Annotated in this window: 15 protein-coding genes; 13 read left to right on the top strand and 2 right to left on the bottom strand. The window is 71.5% G+C overall.

Features of this window, described 5'->3' with window-relative positions:
* The first annotated feature begins 25 nt into the window (after nucleotides 1–25).
* The 4 genes from ACQEU8_RS09975 to ACQEU8_RS09960 all read left to right on the top strand — a co-directional run bounded on the left by ACQEU8_RS09975 (nucleotide 26) and on the right by ACQEU8_RS09960 (nucleotide 4482).
* The gene (locus ACQEU8_RS09975) at nucleotides 26–1174 is read left to right on the top strand and encodes an ABC transporter ATP-binding protein (RefSeq protein WP_433099001.1); all 1149 of its coding nucleotides are present in this window, start codon (nucleotides 26–28) and stop codon (nucleotides 1172–1174) included.
* Entirely contained in the window at nucleotides 1171–2142 is a 972-nt protein-coding gene (locus tag ACQEU8_RS09970) for an ABC transporter permease (RefSeq protein ID WP_433098999.1), read from the top strand. The genes ACQEU8_RS09975 and ACQEU8_RS09970 overlap by 4 nt, the downstream gene beginning before the upstream one ends.
* Complete coding sequence (locus ACQEU8_RS09965; protein ID WP_433098997.1) at nucleotides 2142–2990, top strand: ABC transporter permease; 849 nt, start codon at nucleotides 2142–2144, stop codon at nucleotides 2988–2990. Before ACQEU8_RS09970 ends, ACQEU8_RS09965 begins: the two co-directional genes overlap by 1 nt.
* Before the next feature lie 67 nt (nucleotides 2991–3057).
* Nucleotides 3058–4482 (top strand): NAD(P)/FAD-dependent oxidoreductase, encoded by a 1425-nt coding sequence (locus tag ACQEU8_RS09960; RefSeq protein ID WP_433098995.1) that lies wholly within the window; start codon nucleotides 3058–3060, stop codon nucleotides 4480–4482.
* A 24-nt stretch (nucleotides 4483–4506) separates the two neighbouring features.
* On the opposite strand, the gene ACQEU8_RS09955 is transcribed toward ACQEU8_RS09960, so the two are convergent.
* Together ACQEU8_RS09955 and gabT are read right to left on the bottom strand one after the other, a co-directional pair.
* Nucleotides 4507–5076 carry a phosphatase PAP2 family protein gene (locus tag ACQEU8_RS09955; protein ID WP_433098993.1) on the bottom strand — a complete coding sequence of 190 codons (570 nt, stop codon included), beginning with the start codon at nucleotides 5074–5076 and terminating at the stop codon, nucleotides 4507–4509.
* A 532-nt stretch (nucleotides 5077–5608) separates the two neighbouring features.
* The gene (gene gabT, locus ACQEU8_RS09950) at nucleotides 5609–6967 is read right to left on the bottom strand and encodes a 4-aminobutyrate--2-oxoglutarate transaminase (RefSeq protein ID WP_433098991.1); all 1359 of its coding nucleotides are present in this window, start codon (nucleotides 6965–6967) and stop codon (nucleotides 5609–5611) included.
* Between the two features lie 295 nt (nucleotides 6968–7262).
* Between gabT and ACQEU8_RS09945 the strand changes: the two genes are divergently transcribed.
* The 9 genes from ACQEU8_RS09945 (at nucleotide 7263) to ACQEU8_RS09905 (ending at nucleotide 18547) form a co-directional block, all read left to right on the top strand.
* Nucleotides 7263–9539: an ATP-binding protein gene (locus ACQEU8_RS09945; protein ID WP_433098989.1), complete on the top strand. Its 2277-nt coding sequence runs from the start codon at nucleotides 7263–7265 to the stop codon at nucleotides 9537–9539.
* A 73-nt stretch (nucleotides 9540–9612) separates the two neighbouring features.
* Entirely contained in the window at nucleotides 9613–11643 is a 2031-nt protein-coding gene (locus ACQEU8_RS09940) for a PucR family transcriptional regulator ligand-binding domain-containing protein (RefSeq protein WP_433098987.1), read from the top strand.
* A 218-nt stretch (nucleotides 11644–11861) separates the two neighbouring features.
* Nucleotides 11862–13316: an aldehyde dehydrogenase family protein gene (locus ACQEU8_RS09935; protein ID WP_433098985.1), complete on the top strand. Its 1455-nt coding sequence runs from the start codon at nucleotides 11862–11864 to the stop codon at nucleotides 13314–13316.
* Nucleotides 13317–13461: 145 nt separating this feature from the next.
* Nucleotides 13462–14052, top strand: a complete 591-nt coding sequence (locus ACQEU8_RS09930) for a TetR/AcrR family transcriptional regulator (RefSeq protein WP_433098983.1) — start codon at nucleotides 13462–13464, stop codon at nucleotides 14050–14052.
* A 29-nt stretch (nucleotides 14053–14081) separates the two neighbouring features.
* Nucleotides 14082–14975, top strand: coding sequence for a phosphotriesterase family protein (locus ACQEU8_RS09925; RefSeq protein ID WP_433098981.1), 894 nt, complete (start codon nucleotides 14082–14084; stop codon nucleotides 14973–14975).
* A 178-nt stretch (nucleotides 14976–15153) separates the two neighbouring features.
* On the top strand, nucleotides 15154–15921 hold the full coding sequence (locus ACQEU8_RS09920) for a metallophosphoesterase (protein ID WP_433098979.1): 768 nt from the start codon (nucleotides 15154–15156) through the stop codon (nucleotides 15919–15921).
* Between the two features lie 114 nt (nucleotides 15922–16035).
* Nucleotides 16036–16182, top strand: a complete 147-nt coding sequence (locus ACQEU8_RS09915; protein WP_433098977.1) for a hypothetical protein — start codon at nucleotides 16036–16038, stop codon at nucleotides 16180–16182.
* A gap of 333 nt (nucleotides 16183–16515) precedes the next feature.
* Nucleotides 16516–17835 carry a sensor histidine kinase gene (locus ACQEU8_RS09910; protein WP_433098975.1) on the top strand — a complete coding sequence of 440 codons (1320 nt, stop codon included), beginning with the start codon at nucleotides 16516–16518 and terminating at the stop codon, nucleotides 17833–17835.
* A gap of 22 nt (nucleotides 17836–17857) precedes the next feature.
* Nucleotides 17858–18547 (top strand): response regulator, encoded by a 690-nt coding sequence (locus ACQEU8_RS09905; protein WP_433098973.1) that lies wholly within the window; start codon nucleotides 17858–17860, stop codon nucleotides 18545–18547.
* Nucleotides 18548–18783: the final 236 nt, after the last annotated feature.

Below are 18783 nucleotides of genomic sequence, written 5' to 3'. Positions count from 1 at the left end.
AGCCCCGCCTCCCCGAGGACCGGCCATGACCATCACTCTTTCCGGTATAGCCAAGACCTTCGGCGACTTCACCGCCGTCCACCCGCTAGACCTCACCATCCCGGAGGGCTCGTTCTTCGCCCTGCTGGGGGCCTCCGGCTGTGGCAAGACCACCACCCTGCGCATGATCGCGGGGCTGGAGGAACCGACGTCCGGCAGCATCCTGCTGGGCGACGACGACATCACCCATCTCCCGCCCCACAAGCGCCCCGTCAACACCGTCTTCCAGAACTACGCGCTCTTCCCACACCTGGACGTCGCCGAGAACATCGCCTTCGGACTGCGCCGCCGCGGGGTGAAGTCGGTGCGCAAGCAGGTCGAGGAGATGCTCGACCTCGTCCAGCTGGGCGATATGGCCCGCCGCAAACCGCGGCAGCTCTCCGGCGGCCAGCAGCAGCGCGTGGCCCTCGCCCGCGCGCTGATCAACCGCCCCCGGGTGCTCCTCCTCGACGAGCCGCTCGGCGCCCTCGACCTGAAACTGCGCCGCCAGATGCAGCTGGAACTCAAGCGCATCCAGACCGAGGTCGGCATCACCTTCGTGCACGTCACCCACGACCAGGAAGAGGCCATGACCATGGCCGACAGCGTCGCGGTGATGTACGGCGGACGCGTCGAACAACTGGGGGCGCCCGCCGAGCTGTACGAGAACCCCCGCTCGACATTCGTCGCCAACTTCCTTGGCACCTCGAACCTGATCGAGGCGGAGGTGGTCTCCCGCGACGCCGCCGACGCGGACCAGGTGCGCGTCCAGGTGGTGGGCGCCGACGCCACGCTCCGGCTGCCGACCGCCCGCTGCGCCGTCGAGGGCGTCGACGCGGGCACGAAGGTGCTGGTCGGCGTGCGGCCGGAGAAGATCTCCCTCACCCACACCGACGACCCGGACTCCGTCCCCCGGGACGTTCCTGCGGACCGCAACCGGCTCATCGGCCGCATCACGGACGCCAGTTACCTGGGAGTCTCCTGGCAGTACCTCGTCGAGACCCCGGCCGGCACCAGTCTCACCGTCTACGAGCAGAACGTCTCGCGCGACAGCAGGCTCACGCCCGGCTCACACGTCGTACTGCACTGGCGGCCCGCGCACACCTTCGCGCTGGACGCGGCCCAGGACGCGGCGGCCGGCGAGGAGGCCGTATGACTGCCGTAGCACCTCTCTCGTCCTCGGGACCCGCGTCGTCCGACGCCGCTCCCGGCACGGGGCACGACCCCGACGGTGCGGTCACCGACTCCGGTGCCGGACGCACCCGCCGCGGGCTGACCCCCTACTGGCTGCTGCTGCCCGCCGGGCTCTGGCTCGCCGTCTTCTTCGTCGCCCCGCTCTTCTACCAGGCGTCCACCTCCGTGCAGAGCGGCTCGCTGGAGGAGGGCTTCCGCGTCACCTGGCAGTTCTCGAACTACACCGACGCGCTGGGGACCTACGGCGAGCACTTCGTCCGCTCGTTCGGGTACGCGGCCGTCGCGACGGCGCTCTGCCTGCTCATCGGCTATCCGCTCGCCTACATGATCGCCGTACGGGCCGGCCGGTGGCGCAATCTCCTCCTGGTCATGGTGATCGCCCCGTTCTTCACCAGCTTCCTCATCCGCACCCTGGCCTGGAAGACGATCCTCTCCGACGGCGGCCCGGTCGTGGGCGCCCTCAGCGCCCTGCACGTCCTCGACGTCACCAGCTGGCTGGGACTGACCGGCGACGAGCGCGTGCTGGCCACCCCACTCGCGGTGGTCTGCGGACTGACGTACAACTTCCTGCCGTTCATGATCCTGCCGCTCTACAGCTCGCTGGAACGGATCGACACCTCGCTGCTCGAAGCCGCCCGCGACCTGTACGCCAAGCCCGCCACAGCGTTCCGGAAGGTGACCTTCCCGCTCTCGCTGCCCGGCGTGGTGGCCGGCACGCTGCTCACCTTCATCCCGGCGTCCGGCGACTACATCAACGCCCAGCTGCTGGGCTCGCCCAACGAGCAGATGGTCGGCAACGCCATCCAGAAGCAGTTCCTCAACGTCCTCGACTACCCGACGGCGGCGGCGATGTCCTTCATCCTGATGGCACTCATCCTGATCATGGTCAGTGTCTATATGCGCAAGGCCGGAACGGAGGAGCTGGTCTGATGTCCACCACCGCCCAAGCCTCTCCCCGCTCCGGTGCCCGCTCCCCGGCAGCCGCACCGGTGCGCTGGCTGCGCAGGAACGCCGTCGTACTGGTCGGGTGCCTCGCTCTGGCGTATCTGCTGGTCCCCAACCTGGTCGTCCTGCTGTTCTCCTTCAACAAACCCGCCGGCCGCTTCAACTACGCGTGGCGCTCCTTCTCGACCGACGCCTGGACCGACCCCTGCGGCGTCGCCGACATGTGCGGCTCGCTGGGGCTCAGCCTCCGGATCGCGCTGTTCGCCACGCTGCTGGCCACGGTGTTCGGTACGTTCGCGGCCTTCGCGCTGGCCCGCTACCGCTTCCGCGGCAAGAGCACCACCAACGCGCTGATCTTCCTCCCGATGGCCATGCCCGAGGTGGTGATGGGTGCCTCGGTCGGCACCCTCTTCCTCAACACCCGCATCGAGTTCGGCTTTGTGACCATCCTGATCGCGCACGTCATGTTCTGTCTGAGCTTCGTCGTGGTCGCCGTCAAGGCCCGCGTGATGAGCATGGATCCCCGCCTCGAAGAGGCCGCACGCGATCTGTACGCCGGTCCGTTCCAGACGTTCTGGCGTGTGACGCTGCCGCTCGCGGCGCCCGGCATAGCCGCCGGCGCCATGCTCAGCTTCGCCCTGTCGTTCGACGACTTCATCATCACCCAGTTCAACGCGGGTCCCTCGACAGTGACCTTCCCCATGTTCGTCTGGGGCGCGGCGCAGCGCGGGGTGCCGGTGCAGGTCAACGTGATCGGCTCGGCGATGTTCGTGCTGGCGCTCGCCATCGTGCTCGGAGGGCAGATCGCGGCCAATCGCCGCAAGAAGTCGTGAACGCGGGCGGGCCCCCTTCCGCGGCCCGCCGCCGTTCCCTCGTACGTACAACAAGGAGCCGATATCCGTGAGCGATGCCGTGGCTTCCCCAGCTGCCCTCCGCTCTCTCGCCGACGCCCGGCCGACCCCGTACTGGCTGGACGACCCCGACCACCGCCCCGCAGCCCGCCCCGCACTCGTCGGCGACGAACAGTGCGACCTGCTGGTCGTCGGAGGCGGCTACAGCGGACTGTGGACCGCGCTGGTCGCCAAGGAGCGCGACCCCGACCGTGACGTGGTGCTCGTCGAGGCGGAGGAGGTCGGCTGGGCCGCCTCGGGGCGCAACGGCGGCTTCTGCGCCGCCTCGCTCACCCACGGCTTCGGCAACGGCCTCGCCCGCTGGCCGGACGAACTCGAACAGCTGGAGCGGCTGGGGCTGCGCAACCTCGACGCCATCGAGGAAGCCGTCGCCCGCTACGCCATCGACTGCGATTTCGAACGCACCGGTGAGATCGCCGTGGCCACCGAGCCCCACCAGGTCGCCGAACTGGAGGAGTGGGCGCAGGGGGCACGCGCCCGCGGCATGGGGGAGGGGCTGACCCTGCTGGACCGCGACGCGGTGCGGGCCGAGGCCGACTCCCCGACATTCCTGGCCGGACTCTGGGACCGCAACGGCGTGGCCATGGTCAACCCAGCGCGGCTCGCCTGGGGCCTCAAGCGCGCCTGCGAACAGGCCGGCGTCCGCATCTACGAGCACACTCCGGCCACCCGGCTGGGCACCCGCGACGCCGAGGTCGCCGTCGCCACCCCGTACGGCCGGGTGTACGCCCGGCACATCGCCCTCGGCACCAACGCCTTCCCGTCGCTGCTGCGCCGGGTGCGGCACTACATCGCCCCCGTCTACGACTACGCCCTGATGACCGAGCCGCTCAGCGAGGAGCAGCGGGCCGCGATCGGCTGGCACAACCGCCAGGGACTCAGCGACAGCGCCAACCACTTCCACTACTTCCGTATCACCGTCGACAACCGCATCCTGTGGGGCGGTTACGACGTCCTCTACCACTACGGCAGCCGCATCTCCCGCGACTACCACCAGCGTCCCGAGACCTTCGCCAAGCTCGCCCGGCACTTCTTCCGCTGCTTCCCCCAGCTGGAGGGGCTCCGTTTCACCCACACCTGGGGCGGCGTCATCGACACCTGTTCGCGCTTCTCGCCCTTCTTCGGCACCGCCATGGACGGCCGCGTCAGCTACGCGGCCGGCTTCACCGGGCTCGGCGTCGGCGCCTCCCGCTTCGGCGCGGAGGTGATGCTCGACCTGCTCGCGGGCGAACGGACGGAGCGCACCGAACTGGAAATGGTGCGCAAGAAGCCGCTCCCCTTCCCCCCGGAGCCGGTGCGGTGGGCCGGGATCGGCCTCACCCAATGGTCGCTGGCCCGCTCCGACGCCCAGGCGGGACGGCGCAACCTGTGGCTGAAGGCGATGGACAAGGTGGGGATGGGCTTCGACAGCTGACCGGTGGTCATTCGCTGGGCGGTCTCATTTGCTGGGCGGCTGTCGCCCGGCGGGCAGCTGTCGTGCGCCGGGCCTGCGGTGGGCGGTGGCGGTGGCAGCGGCCAGCAGCAGTACGCCGAGGCACCAGCCGGCCGCCACGTCCAACGGCCAGTGGTAACCCCGCCACACCAGGCCGAGCCCGTTGCCGACGACGAGCGCGGCGACGAGCGTCCATACCGACGTCCGGGCAGCGCGCGAGAGCACCGCGTACAACAGGAGCAGCGCGCTGCCGAGTGCTACCGCTGTGGTGGCCGCGTGGCCCGACGGGAAGTAGCCACCGCCGCCCAGCGGGCCGGTGCGGTCCGTCCACGCCTTCAGGCCGACCACCAGCGGCGCCATCAGCCCCATGGCCACCGCGTAACAGAGCACCGGCCACCAGCTGCGGCCCCGCGAGCGCAGCAGCGACAGTGCCATCGCGACGGCGAGCAGCGGCAGGGCCACCGCCATGTTGCCCAGATCCGCCAGCGCCTCGGCGAGGGCCTGCGGCGGCCCCGCACGACGCATGGTCGTACCCAGCTCCTCGTCCCAGCCGATCAGCGCGCCCCGGGCGAGCACCTGCCAGGTGGCCAGTACCAGGACTAGACCGCACAGGCAGCAGGCCCACAGCAGCGGTGCGGAACGGGCTGTGCCGCGGACAGAACCGGTCGTGGACGTGGCCGGCCGCCCGGGAACCGGGGGGACAGTTCCGGGGCGGCCGCGTCGACCGGGTTTCCGCGGGCCCCGGGGGGTGTGGGACAAGCGGCTATCCGATCGGTGAGGAACGTGCGCGAGGGCACGACCGGGCCTGTCTTGGGGAGAGACCGGCTCGGGCCGGGATGCTGGAGGTGGCCCTCCGTACCTCCCGGCGATTGAGGAAACCGTACGGCAGCGGGACAGGGCCCGACAGGCGCATTACGCACCGGACATGGGCCCCGCACACATTCTTCACCGGTACCGCTCCCATGCTGGTCACAGCCCACTTTGCCGGCGCTCGAGCGGGCGTGCGCGCCCTCTGTCGCCGCCCTACGTTACAGGCCCGGGAAACGCGGAAGTGCGGGCGCCGGAACGCCCGCACTTCACTGGGACGGAGCTCGATGGAGCCCGTCGTTCACAGACCGGTGATGGCCTCCTCAAGGACGTCGAGGCCCTCGTTGAGCAGGTCCTCGCCGATGACCAGCGGCGGCAGGAAGCGCACGACGTTGCTGTAGGTGCCGGTCGTCAGGACGAGCAGGCCCTGCTGGTGGCACGCCTTGGCGAGCGCAGCGGTGGCCTCCGGGTTGGGCTCCTTGCCGCCCGGCTTCACCAGCTCGATGGCGAGCATGGCGCCGCGGCCGCGGACGTCGCCGATGATGTCGGACTTCTCGGCCAGCTTCTCCAGCCGCGGCTTCATGATGTCCCCGATGCGCCGGGCCTTGGCCGGCAGGTCGAGCTCGCGCATCGTCTCGATGGAACCGAGCGCCGCGGCGCAGGCCACCGGGTTGCCGCCGTAGGTGCCGCCCAGGCCGCCGCTGTGCGCGGAGTCCATGATGTCGGCCCGGCCGGTGACGGCGGCCAGCGGCAGACCGCCCGCGATGCCCTTCGCGGTGGTGATCAGGTCCGGGACGAGACCCTCGTCCTCACAGGCGAACCACTGGCCAGTACGGCAGAAGCCGGACTGGATCTCGTCCGCGACGAAGACGATTCCGTTGTCCCGCGCGAACTGCTGGATCCGCGGCAGGAAGCCCTTGGCCGGAACGATGAACCCGCCCTCGCCCAGCACCGGTTCGATGATGATGGCCGCGACGTTGTCCGGGCCGATCTGCTTGGTGATCTGGTCGATCGCCTGGGCCGCGGCCTCCTCGGCGCAGTTCTCCGGGCCGGTCAGCCAGCGGTACGGGTAGGCGACCGGAACGCGGTACACCTCGGGCGCGAACGGGCCGAAGCTGTGCTTGTACGGCATGTTCTTGGAGGTGAGCGCCATCGTCAGGTTCGTGCGGCCGTGGTAGCCGTGGTCGAAGACCACGACGGCCTGCCGGCCGGTGTGCGCCCGAGCGATCTTGACGGCGTTCTCCACGGCCTCAGCGCCCGAGTTGAACAGCGCGCTCTTCTTCTCGTGGTCGCCCGGCGTGACCTTGGCCAGCTCCTCACAGACCTGCACATACGGCTCGTAGGGGACGACCATCGCACAGGTGTGGGTGAAGTCGTTCAGCTGCTCCGTCGCCCTGCGTACCACGGCCTCCGCACTGTTGCCGACCGAGGTCACGGCGATGCCGGAGCCGAAGTCGATGAACGAGTTGCCGTCCACGTCCTCCAGGACACCGCCGCCGGCCCGCCGTGCGAAGACCGGCAGCACCGTCCCGATGCCGTTGGCGACCGATGCCTGCTTACGGGTCATCAGCTCCTGCGACTTGGGCCCGGGGACGGCGGTGACGACACGCCGCTCCTGGGGGAGGGCAGGCCCTCCGGACAGTTCCGTCTTTCCGGTCATAGCGCTCTCCTCGGGAGGAACGGGGGTCTGGCACTTCGCAGGCTAGGGGTACCCACGCGACCGACACATGCACCGCTCCGGAGAAGTACGGGGTGCGTGTTGGCCACAGCGGATATAGGGGGCTTGGGGGGAGGGGGTGGGGAGGGTGGGGGAGCGGGAGCAGGAGCGCCGGGCCGTTGCCGAGGACAGGCTGCGGCCGTGGGCCAACTGACGTGGTCGGCCGCTAGATTGGGTGCAGGAGGGTGTCGGCCCGGCAGGGTCGGCGCGTCGGGGCGTCAGGGAGCTGAGGCAGCACATGGACATGGGGCTTCCCCACCGGAAGCAGGGCACCGGCAGCACGCACCACACTGCCCCCATCCCCACCGATCACCCCCCGGAGCCCCCCGCCTCCGCCACGCCGTCCACCCCCTCCGCGCCGCCACCGCCCGCCGCCCCACCCGGCGGAAGCAGCGGCATTCCAGCCCCGCGCGGAGTGGAGGCCGGACCGCCGCCCATGCCGCCCAGCGCTCCCCAGGCCGGCCCCCCGCTGGCCGACTGGCTGCGACTGCCCCGCCCGGACGCCGCTCCCGGTATCTGGCGCTGCGGCTACACACCACGCCCCCCGGAAGACCCGGACCGCACCCCGGCCCGCCAACTCATCAGCGGCGCGCTGATCTCGTTCCTGATGGGGTGGCTGCTGTGGTCGCTGCTGTGGAACGGGTATCTGGGCAGCTATTGGAAGTGGCCCCTGCTTGCGGTCACGCCGGAGTCATGGAGGGAAGGGGAAGGCGACAGGGACCTGTTCCGCTGGGCGACGTCGCTGTACAGCGGCGCACTTCTCCTTGGCCTCGCCATCTTCTTCGGCCGCGTAGGCCGCTGGGACGAGCTCGCCCGCCGCGCCTGGGCCCGCATGACGGGCCAGGGCGGGCGGCAGTCGGGCGGGTTCGTGCCGGACGAGATGGCGGCGGGGCCGGCACAGGCGCCCGCCCCGCCACCCCACCTCGACCCCGTCACATGGCCGGAGCTGCGCTCCGGGGGCGCGAGTGAGGCGGCCGAGCGGCTGGCGGAGGAGTTGCGGGCGGGGCGGATGACGGATGTCGACCACGCCCGTATCGACCGGGCGTGGCAGACCGTGCGGGCCAGGCCGCAGCGGCTGGAGGCGTTCGTCGAGAGCGTGCTCGCGGAAGGCGCCGCGGCGTGCGGGCACCCCTCGGGCGCCCGGGACCTTCCGGTGCGGGCTGCCCGGCATGACTTGTCGCTGCGCCAGGTCCGCATCGGCCGGGCGGCCGACTCCGAGCGCAATCCGCACGAGTACCGGGGCGCGGGCATCGCGCTGGAGCCCTCGCTGCTGGGCACGTCGGCGCTGGCTGTGGGGCCGCCGGGGACGGGCAAGACGAGCAAGCTGGCCCGCCCGGTGGTGGAGTCCCTCTGTCTGCAGGCGCTGGCCGGGCAGGCGGCGGTGATCGCGGTGAGTCCGGCGGGCTCGCACTTCGTGCCCGATGACTCGTTCGACCTCGTCATCCGGCTCGGGCACCCCGCCTCCACCCACGATCTGGATCTCTACGGCGGTACGACCGACCCGGACGAGGCCGCCGGGATGCTCGCCGAGGCGCTGGTGGGTGACCTGGCGGCGACGCTGCCGGGCGGCGACAGCCGGCGTGCCGCGACGTCGCTGGCCCAGCTGATCGGCCCGTTCGCCGCGGTGCACGGCCGTTTCCCGACCGTTCCCGAGCTGCGCGAGCTGCTGGACGGTGCTCCCGGTGCCCTCGACGCGCTGCGGGACGACCTGCGCGCGGACGGGCAGCAGGCCCAGCTCCGGGAGCTCGATGCCTTCGAGCGGCAGTCCGGGCGGGCCGGGGACATCGCCGCGCTGCTGGCGGACCGGATCGCGCTGCTGGACAGGCCCGCTTTCGCCGATTTCTTCCTGCCGGAGGGCAGCCCCAAGGCGGACGGGCGGCGTCCGTTCTCGCTGCGGGCACTCGAACATCCGCTGCGGGTCCGGATCGATCTCCCGGAGCGGGGGCACGCGGAGGCGTCGCGCATTCTGGCCCGGCTGGTTCTGGCCCAGTTCACCGAGTGCGCGGTGGCGCGCGCTGACCAGTCGCTGTTCGCCTGTCTGGTGCTGGACGACGCCGCCCAGACCGTCACCCCGCAGGCGCTGCGCGGTCTCCAGCGGCTGCGCTCGGTGCACGCCGGCGTACTGCTGACACTGCGGGCGCTCGATGATGTGCCCGAGCCGCTCCGCGGTCCGCTGCTGGGCGCGGTGGGCTGCCGGATGGTGTGCGCCGGGGTCACGCCGTGGGACGCCGAACGGTTCGCGGAGGTGTGGGGCACCGAGTGGGTGCAGACCCGTACCGTCACCAACCGGCAGCTGGTCTCGGACGAGCCCGTCACCCGCGTCCTGCACGCGGTGCGGCGGCTGGCGACGGGGAAGCATGTGACGGCCGAGTCGGTGACCGTGCGCAGCGAGCAGCGGGAGCGCTGGTCGGCCTCCGACCTGGCGAATGAGCTGCAGCCCGAGCACGCGGTGCTCTCCGTCACCACGGTGCGTGGGGAACGTACGTCGCCGATCCTGACAAAGCTGGGGGAGTGATCCCCGGCCGGGAGCCGGTGCCGGAAATGTGAGGGACCGAATACCGGCCGACGGCTGTACGGTGAAGTGCGTTATGCCACCGACTCTTGCCACGCTCGTCCAGAACTCCGCGCTCCGCCTCTCCGTGCTCGCGGGGCACCACCGGCTGGACGCCGCCGTGCGCTGGGCGCACGCGAGCGAGCTCGCCGACCCGACTCCCTACATGGACGGCGGGGAGCTCATCCTCTTCACGGGTCTCAAGCTGGACGCGGACGACCCGGCGGCAATGCGCGCCTACGTGGAGAAGCTGGTCGGCAAGGGCGTGATAGGTCTCGGCTTCGCGGCGGGCGTCAACTACGACGGGGTGCCGAAGGCCCTCATCGACGCCTGCCGGGAAGCGGATCTTCCGCTCCTCGAGGTGCCCAGACGAACCCCGTTCATCGCGATCAGCAAGGCGGTCTCCGCTGACATCGCCGCCGAGCAGTACCGCGCGGTGACCGCCGGGTTCGACGCCCAGCGGGAGATGACCCGCGCCGCACTCTCCCGTGAGGGGCCCTCCGCGCTGCTCGCCCGGCTGGCCTCGCAGGTCGACGGGTGGGCCGCGCTGTACGACGCCTCCGGCTCGGTCGTCGCCACGGCTCCGGCTTGGGCGGTGCGCCGTGCGGCCCGTTTCGTCGGTGACGCCGAGCGGCTGCGGGACCGGCCGGCGCCCGCCAGCGCGGTGGTCAGCGAGGCGGACGCCGGGGACGACCGGGTCGAGCTCCAGTCGATCGGCAGCGGCAGACGCGCCAAGGCGGTACTGGCGGTGGGTACGGCAGCGCCGCTCGGTACGGCCGAGCGGTACGCCGTGAACTCGGCCATCGCCCTGCTGACCCTCACCATGGAGCGCTCACGTGCGCTGCAAGAGGCCGAGCAGCGGCTGGGTGCCGCTGTGCTGAAGATGCTGCTCGTCGGCGAGGGCGAGCACGCGCGCGCTGTGGCCGGACAGCTCTACGGAGGGCTGCTGGACGCCCCGATGCGGGTGATCGTCGCCGAACCGGCCTCGGCCGCGGCTGCGCGCTTCGCCCAGGAGGGCATCGCGGCGGCCCATACGGCGCAGGCGGCGCAGCAGTCGGCGGGGGCGCCCTCGGTGCCTGCGGCCGCCACCGTGCGTCCTTCGCCGCAGCCGCCCAGCGGCTACCTCGCCCGTGCCGGCGAGCCGTGCGGGCTGGCCGACCTCGCCGCCACGACCGGTACGCCCACCGCTGTCACGGCCTCGTCCGAGGCGGCGACGACCGCCGTGCCGAAGCAGTCCGTGAAGCCGTCCGCCAAATCGTCGCCGAAGCCGCCCGCTGCGCGGTCCTCGGCAGCGCAGTCGCCGACCGCGAAATCGTCCGCGAAGACCTCCGTGTCGCAGTCGCCCGCCACTGTCACCTCCGTCACGCCCGGCGCCTCGGCGTCGTCCGGAGTGGTGGTCGGCGGCGGTCCGCAGGCCGAAGGCCCCGACACCGGACGGCTGGGCCGAATTGTCTGGCCGCTGGAGGAACTCGCCGACGCGATCGAGACCGCCGCAGCCCGCAATGGCGAGGCGGTGCTCGTGGTGCCCGACGGGGCGCGACTGGTCGTGCTCGCGTCGGATGGCGGTGCCGCGGTGGCCGCGTGCGCGGAGTTCGCCGCGACGTCCTCCGCCGCGCAGCCCGGCCGCCGCCCTGGTGGCGGTGGCGAGGAGGGGCTGGCGATAGGTGTTTCGGCGCCCGTCGGGCTGTCCGCTGCCGCCGTCGCCTTCAAGCAGGCCGACCAGGCGCTGTCCGTCGCCAGGCGGCGCGGGGTGGCCCTCGTGGAGCACGAGGATGTGGCGGCCGGGTCGGTGCTGCCGCTACTGGCCGACGACGCCGTACGGGCCTTCGCCGACGGACTGCTGCGCGCCCTGCGCGAGCACGACGCGAACGGCCGGGGCGATCTGGTGGCCTCGCTGCGGGCCTGGCTCTCCCGGCACGGCCAGTGGGACGCTGCCGCCGCCGAGCTCGGTGTGCACCGTCATACGCTGCGGTACCGCATGCGCAGGGTGGAGGAGATCCTGGGCCGCTCCCTCGACGACCCGGACGTGCGCATGGAGCTCTGGCTGGCCCTGAAGGCCACGAGCTGAGGTCCCGCAGCGTACGGAAAGGGACGTACGAGCCCGGGCAGGGGAGCACCCAGGGGCGAATCACGTCCCGGCTGTACGTACGGGACAAGCCGTACAGCGACAATTCGTAGCACGGCGCCGCGCAACTACTACATCCCGGCAAAGAAGCGGGCGGGCTTCCACGCCCTACCGTGGAGCTGGAACCGAGCCACTCTCCCGCATCCGGAAGGCGATCCGCAGTGACGACAGCGACTTCTCCTCACGCATTCTGGCTCGCCGGCCGTAAGGCCACCGGCGACAGCACGCTCGACGTCACCTCGCCCTGGGACGGCAGGCACGTCGGCACCGTCAGCATTCCCACGTCCGAGCAGGTGGAGGAGGCCGTGGCCGCTGCCGCCGCGGTCGCAGACGAGTTCTCCGCCACCCCCGCGCACGTCCGCGCCGCGGCGCTCGACCACGTCACGCGCCGCCTCGTGGAGCGCACGGAAGAGATCGCCCAGCTGATCTCCGCGGAGAACGGCAAGCCCATGAAGTGGGCGCGCGGTGAGGTCGGCCGCTGCATCTCCGTCTTCCGCTGGGCCGCGGAGGAGGCTCGCCGCTTCAACGGGGGCGAGGCCCAGCGTCTCGACTCGGACGCGGGCGGCACCGGCAGGCTCGCCTTCACCCGCCGCTTCCCCTACGGCCCGGTGCTGGGAATCGCGCCGTTCAACTTCCCCCTCAACCTGTGCGCCCACAAGGTCGCCCCGGCGCTCGCCGTCGGCACCCCGATCATCCTCAAGCCCGCGCCCGCCACTCCGCTGTCCGGGCTGATCCTGGGCGAGCTGCTGGCCGAGACGGAGCTGCCGGCGGGCTCGTGGTCGGTGCTGCCGGTGCCGAACGACCAGATGCCTGGCCTGGTGCAGGACGAGCGGCTGCCGATCATCTCCTTCACCGGTTCGGCGCCGGTCGGCTGGTCCATCCTGGACTCCGCGCCGCGCAAGCGCGTCACCCTGGAGCTGGGTGGCAACGGCGCGGCTGTCGTACTGGCCGACTACGCCTCCGAGGCGGACCTGGACTGGGCGGCGCAGCGCATTGCCACCTTCTCCAACTACCAGGCCGGCCAGTCCTGCATCTCCGTGCAGCGGGTCGTCGCGGACGCCTCGGTCTACGACCGTCTGGTGCCCAAGGTCGTGGCGGCCGTCGAGGCGCTCAACACCGGTGACCCCTCCGACGAGTCCACCGATGTGGGTCCGCTGGTGAGCGAGGACGCGGCGCGCCGTGTCGAGTCCTGGATCGGCGAGGCCGTGGCCGCCGGGGCCAAGGTGCTGACGGGCGGCAAGCGGGACGGTGCGACAGTCGAGCCGACGGTGCTGGAGAACGTGCCCGCGAACACCCAGATCGGCTGCGAGGAGGTCTTCGGGCCCGTCATGTCGTTCGTGAAGGTGAACGGCGAGCATGAGGCGTTCGCAGCTGTCAACGACTCCAAGTACGGCCTGCAAGCAGGTCTGTTCACCCACGACGTGCAGGCTGCCTTCCGTGCGCACCGGGCGCTGGAGGTCGGCGGTGTCGTCGTCGGCGACGTACCGTCCTACCGCGCCGACCAGATGCCCTACGGCGGCGTCAAGGACTCCGGCGTCGGCCGCGAGGGTGTGCGGTTCGCGATGGAGGACTACACCTACGAGCGCGTCATGGTGCTCACCGGCCTCGACCTCTGAGCCTGTTCGCCTCTTCCGGAGGCGCACACTGCTGCCGGGCATCCCGCACAGCGCACAGCTGTCGGGGCGCCCGGCAGCGGCGTTTTTCCGGGCGCCTCCGGGGGCGGCCTGGATTTGTGTACCTACCAGTATGTACAGTACTGCCATGAGCGGTGCTGACACGGCCCACAAACTGATCGAGGCCACCCAGGAACTCCTGTGGGAGCGCGGTTACGTGGGCACGAGCCCCCGTGCCATCCAGCAGCGGGCGGGTGCCGGCCAGGGCAGCATGTACCACCACTTCGGCGGCAAGCCCGATCTGGCGCGGGCCGCGGTGCGCAAGAGCGCCGAGGAGATGCGTACGACAGCCGACGCGGATCTTTCCCGCGCGGGGAGCGCCCGGGATCGGGTACGCGCCTATCTGCGGCGGGAACGCTCGGTGCTGCGCGGCTGCCGGATCGGCGGGCTCGCCCAGGACCCGGATGTGGTCGCGGATCCCGAACTGCGCGCCCCTCTGCGGGAGACCTTCGACTGGCTGCGCGCCCGTCTGACGGGGGTGCTCGAGGAGGGGCGGGCGAACGGCGAGTTCGGACCGGGCTTCGATCCCGCCGGTACGGCCGCCACCATCGTCGCCGTCGTGCAGGGCGGCTATGTGCTCGCCCGCTCGGCCGGGGATCCAGGGCCGTTCCACGAGGCGGTCGACGGCCTGCTGCGGCTGCTGGACGCCCACGCGGCCGAACCCGGCTCCCCCTCGTGACGCGCGGCGACGGGGCAGCGGCCCCTGCCGTGCGCACCGTGGAGGGTGATCTGCCCGGCGCGGAGCTGGGCGTCTGTGACGCCCACGACCATCTGTTCCTGCGCAGCCCCCGGCTGCCTGGCGAAGAACTGTCCGACGCGGACGCCGCCGAGCAGCAGTTGCGGGCGTACGCCGAGCACGGCGGACGCGGCCTCGTGCAGTGGACGCCCTACGGACTGGGCCGCCGTTCCGGAGCACTGGTGGAACTCGCCCGGCGCACCGGAGTACGGCTGGTGGCCGCCACCGGGCTGCACCAGGCACAGCACTACGCCGAGGAGCCGCCGTCCGATCCGGCGGAACTGTTCGTGCAGGAGCTGACCGTCGGCATGCGGGGTGGTGTCTGCGGTGAGTCGCCCCGAGCGGGACTGATCAAGGTCGCGGGTGACTTCCACGGCCTCGGCCCGTACGCACGGCGGTCGATGGCAGCCGCAGCCGAGGCGCACCATGCCACTGGTGCGCCCATCGCCGTACATCTGGAACTGGGCACTGCTGCAACGGACGTACTGGCGTTTCTGTGCGACCAGCGGGAAGTGCCGCCTTCCAGTGTGCTGTTGGGCCATCTGGGGCGCTGCCCGGATGTGCGGATGCAGCGCGAGGCGGCGCGGTCCGGGGCGTGGCTGGTCTTCGACGGGCCCTCGCGCACACACCACGCCACTGACTGTCGCCTCTTCGACAGCCTGGCCGATCTGGTGCAGCAGGGCCATGGAAACCAGGTGCTGCTGGGCGGCGACACGGTCACCGCGACGGCCCGCGCGGAAACCGGGGTGCCGTATGTGACCCGCGTACTGCGGCCGCGCGTCGCCCGAGAGTTGGGCGAGCAGGTGGCCCGGCAGTTCTTCGTGGGCAACCCGGCACGCGCTTTCACCGTCCAATGGAAGAGCTGAGTACGACGGTGGATCCGCAGGGGTGTGACCCGGCGCCGGCCCTGGAAACCACGTCAGCAGACAGCCGGCACAGCAGCACCCGGCAGGGGCCGACAGGGCCCGCGAGCAACGGCGGACGCCGCCCGGACAGTACGACAGAGCCCGCAACAGCCATACGACGGAGCGAGGAACCCATCCGATGTTCGTCTTCGCGCAGTTCAGCGATATCCACCTCGGCCAGGACCGGGGCGACGGCGGCGCCCGCGCCCGTGAGCGCACCGAACGTGTGCTGGCCTACCTCGCCGGTCTGCCCGGCGAACTCGACGCCGTCCTGCTCACCGGGGACATCGCCGATCACGGCGAGGAGGCCGAATACACCCTCGCGGCAAAGCTGTTCGCCGATCACGGGGTGCTTCCGCTCATCTGCCCCGGCAACCACGACGCTCGCGGGCCCTACCGCTCCGTGCTGCTGAACGGTGACGCCTCCGATGTCTCGCCGGTCAACCAGGCGCACCAGTTGCTGGGTGCCACGTTCCTGATGTGCGACTCCAGCGTGCCGGGCAAGGGACACGGCTACCTCGACGACGCCACCCTCACCTGGCTCGACCAGGCACTGGCCGGGGCGCCCGAGGACAAGCCCGCCTTTGTCTGCTTCCACCATCCGCCGGTCGCGCTGCACGGCCAGTACGTCGACCCGATCCGGCAGTTCGGCGAGGAGCGGCTGGCGGAGGTCGTCGGCAGGCACCGCAATGTGGCGGGGCTGGTGTGCGGCCACAGCCACACCCCGGCAGTCACCACTTTCGCGGGGTTGCCGCTGGTCGCGGCGCCCGGCGTGGTCTCCACCCTGAAGATGCCCTGGGAGGGCGAGGAGGGCGGGCCCATCGACTACGAACTGCCGCCGATGGTCGCCTTCCACGTGCACGACGACGAGGGCAGGCTGACGACCCACTTCCGCGTCGTCCCCTGAGCCGTTTCGCCGTCCCGCGCCCCTGTGTGCCGTTCGACAGCACTACAGTGCCTTGAGAACGTGATTCCGGGGGACTCGTGTGCGATCCGCGAGTCCGACGTCCAGGGGGTGTGTATGCGTCTGCGCGAGGAGTGGCAGCGTCGCCGGATGGGCCGCACCCTGACTGTCGTCGTGGCGGCTCTCGCACTGCTGCTGTTGGTCGTCACTGTTGTGCTGATGCTCAGCGGCCACTCATCAGCGGCGACCAGTGCGCCGCGATGAGCGCAGCAGTGGCACGTTGTGAGTGCAGCAGTGCCATGCCATGAGTGCAGCAGTGCCATGCCGTGAGCCGAACAGCGCCACGCCCCGGGGCTGCTTTGCGGCCACGGCTCCCCCTGCCCGTCGCCGGCCCCCCGTCCCCCGGGCGTGGCGCTCTTCGTGACACCTGAAGTTACGCCGTCTCCGCCCGCAGGTCGTCACCGTACGGCGGTAAGTGGAAGCTGTCCTTCTGCGGTAGCGGACCACCCGTGTCGTACCAGAGAGGTAGGCAGCAGGCGCACTACACAGCGCGTCCGGTGGATGAGGCCGCCACCGACGGGTGGCTACCCTGCGACGATGCGGAGCACGACGGTCTGGACCCGACTGCGCGACGGAGCCGAGCGTGTGCCGGCCTGGGCATACGACAGCGCCATCGCGCTCGCCATCACGGCCGTCAGCCTGCTGCTGGGCAACGACCGGGTCCCGGCGGGCTGGTCGGGTCTGGACGGCCTGGGCGTGGCGCTGACCTGCGCGGTGAACCTGCCGCTCGTGGCCCGCAGGCGCATCCCGTTCGCGCTGTCCCTGGGGGTCTTCGCCATATGGACGGTGTATGTCGCGCTCGACTACTGGCCCGTCGTCAACACCCTGGGCCCGCTTCTCGCCCTGTACACCGTCGCGTCCATGCGGCCGCTGCGCGAGGCGGTGCTGTGCGCGGTGCTGCTGGCAGCGGTGTGGAACTTCGCGGGGACGACGGGGCAGGAGAGCTCCTGGGCCACCGTGCTGGGGCAGAGCGTGCTCTACACCTGTGTCATCTGCGGTTTCGGCTACCTGGCGCGCAAGTCGGCGCAGCGCAACGTGGAGCTGGCCCGGCTGACCGGCCAGCTGCGCCGTGAACGGGCGGGCGCCGAGCGGCGTGCCGTCGCCGAGGAGCGGGTCCGGATCGCCCGCGAGCTGCACGACGTGGTGGCACACCACATGTCGGTGATATCGGTGCAGGCGGGACTGGCCGGCTATGTCTTCGACACCGACCCGCAGACCGCGCGCGGCGCGCTCGGCACCATAGCCGACACCTCCGGGGAGGCCCTGGCCGAACTCCGCCGTCTGCTGGCCGTATTGCGGGTCGAGGGCGGCGACCGGCCGGGGGACGACGGCCCGCAGCTCGTCGGGGGCATTGAGGACCAGGCCGAGTTCGGCCCGGCACCCGGGCTCGACCAACTGCCGGACCTGACCGAACGGGTACGCGGCGCCGGCGTCCCCGTACAGTTCACCGTCACCGGCGAGCCCCGCCCGCTCGCGCCCGGCGCTGGACAGTGCGCCTACCGCGTGGTCCAGGAAGCCCTCACCAATGTGCTCAAGCACGCCTACCCCGCCGAAGCGGCCGTCACCGTCGCCTACGAACCCCGGCAGCTGACCGTGACGGTCACCGACGACGGGCGGATGAGCGCGGCCGGCGGGAAAGGGCGCGACAAGGGCGGCGAGAAGGGCCGCGAGCGGAGCACGGGCGGCGCGGACGGCCCGCGCACCCGGGGTCCCGTACCGCAGGGCGGCGGCTCGCCCCCTCCCGGCGGGCACGGCTTGATTGGGATGCGGGAGCGCGCAAGGATCTACGGGGGCCGGCTGGACGCCGGGCCACGGGCGAGCGGTGGATTCGAGGTACGGCTGATCCTCCCCGCCTGACGGCCGGAGGGGGACACACACGGTGACGACCAGGGTGCTCGTCGTCGACGATCAGGTGCTCATCAGGGCAGGCGTCGCCGCTCTGCTGCGTGCCGCACCGGACATGGAGGTCGTCGGCGAGGCGTCCGACGGCGACGAGGCAGTCCAACTCGCCGCCGAGCAGCGGCCCGACGTCATCCTCATGGACATCCGGATGCCCGGCACCAGCGGTATCACCGCGACCGAGCGGATCCTGGCGGCGAGCCCCGACCCCCGCCCCCGCATCCTGGTGCTGACCACCTTCGATCTGGACGAGTACGTGTACGCGGCACTGCGCGCCGGGGCGTGCGGTTTCCTGCTCAAGGACACCGGGCCGCAGCGGCTGCTGGCGGCCATCGCCGCCGTCGCGGAGGGCGACACCCTCTTCTCGCCGAGCGTCACCCGCCGCCTCATCGAGGCCTACGCCCCGCAGCCCGACCCCGCCACTCCGCCGCCCGAGACGCTCGACGTGCTCACCAGCCGGGAGCTGGACGTGCTCCGCCTGGTGGCGGGCGGCCTGTCCAACCTCGAGATCGCCGAGACCCTGGTGATCAGCGAGTCGACCGTCAAGACGCACCTCAACCGCACGATGGCCAAACTGGACATCGGCAGCCGCGCCCAGGCCGTCGTCCTAGCCTACGAAACCGGCCTGGTCACCCCGGGCCGCGGCCGAACAGGGGGCTGCGCCCCGTAACCGGCCAGGGGACGGGCCCCGTACCGGGCAGGGGAGACGCGCCCCGAAGGGGCGCGGGGAACTGCGCGAGCAACCACAAGCCCACCCGCAGCCTGCGTGACCGGGGCAGGCGCACCCCCTACTCAGCACAGGGGACCGGGCAGGGGCACCCCTACTCAGCACAGGTGAGGGGACCACAAGAGGCGCCGGGCAAGCACTGGCAGCGGCGCACGCGGAACCGCGTCTGTGCGCGGCGT

This window comes from Streptomyces sp. CA-250714 (assembly GCF_050936705.1).
Lineage (GTDB): Bacteria > Actinomycetota > Actinomycetes > Streptomycetales > Streptomycetaceae > Streptomyces.
Note: the sequence above shows the minus strand (reverse complement) of the source record. Positions and strands in the feature narration are given on the sequence as shown.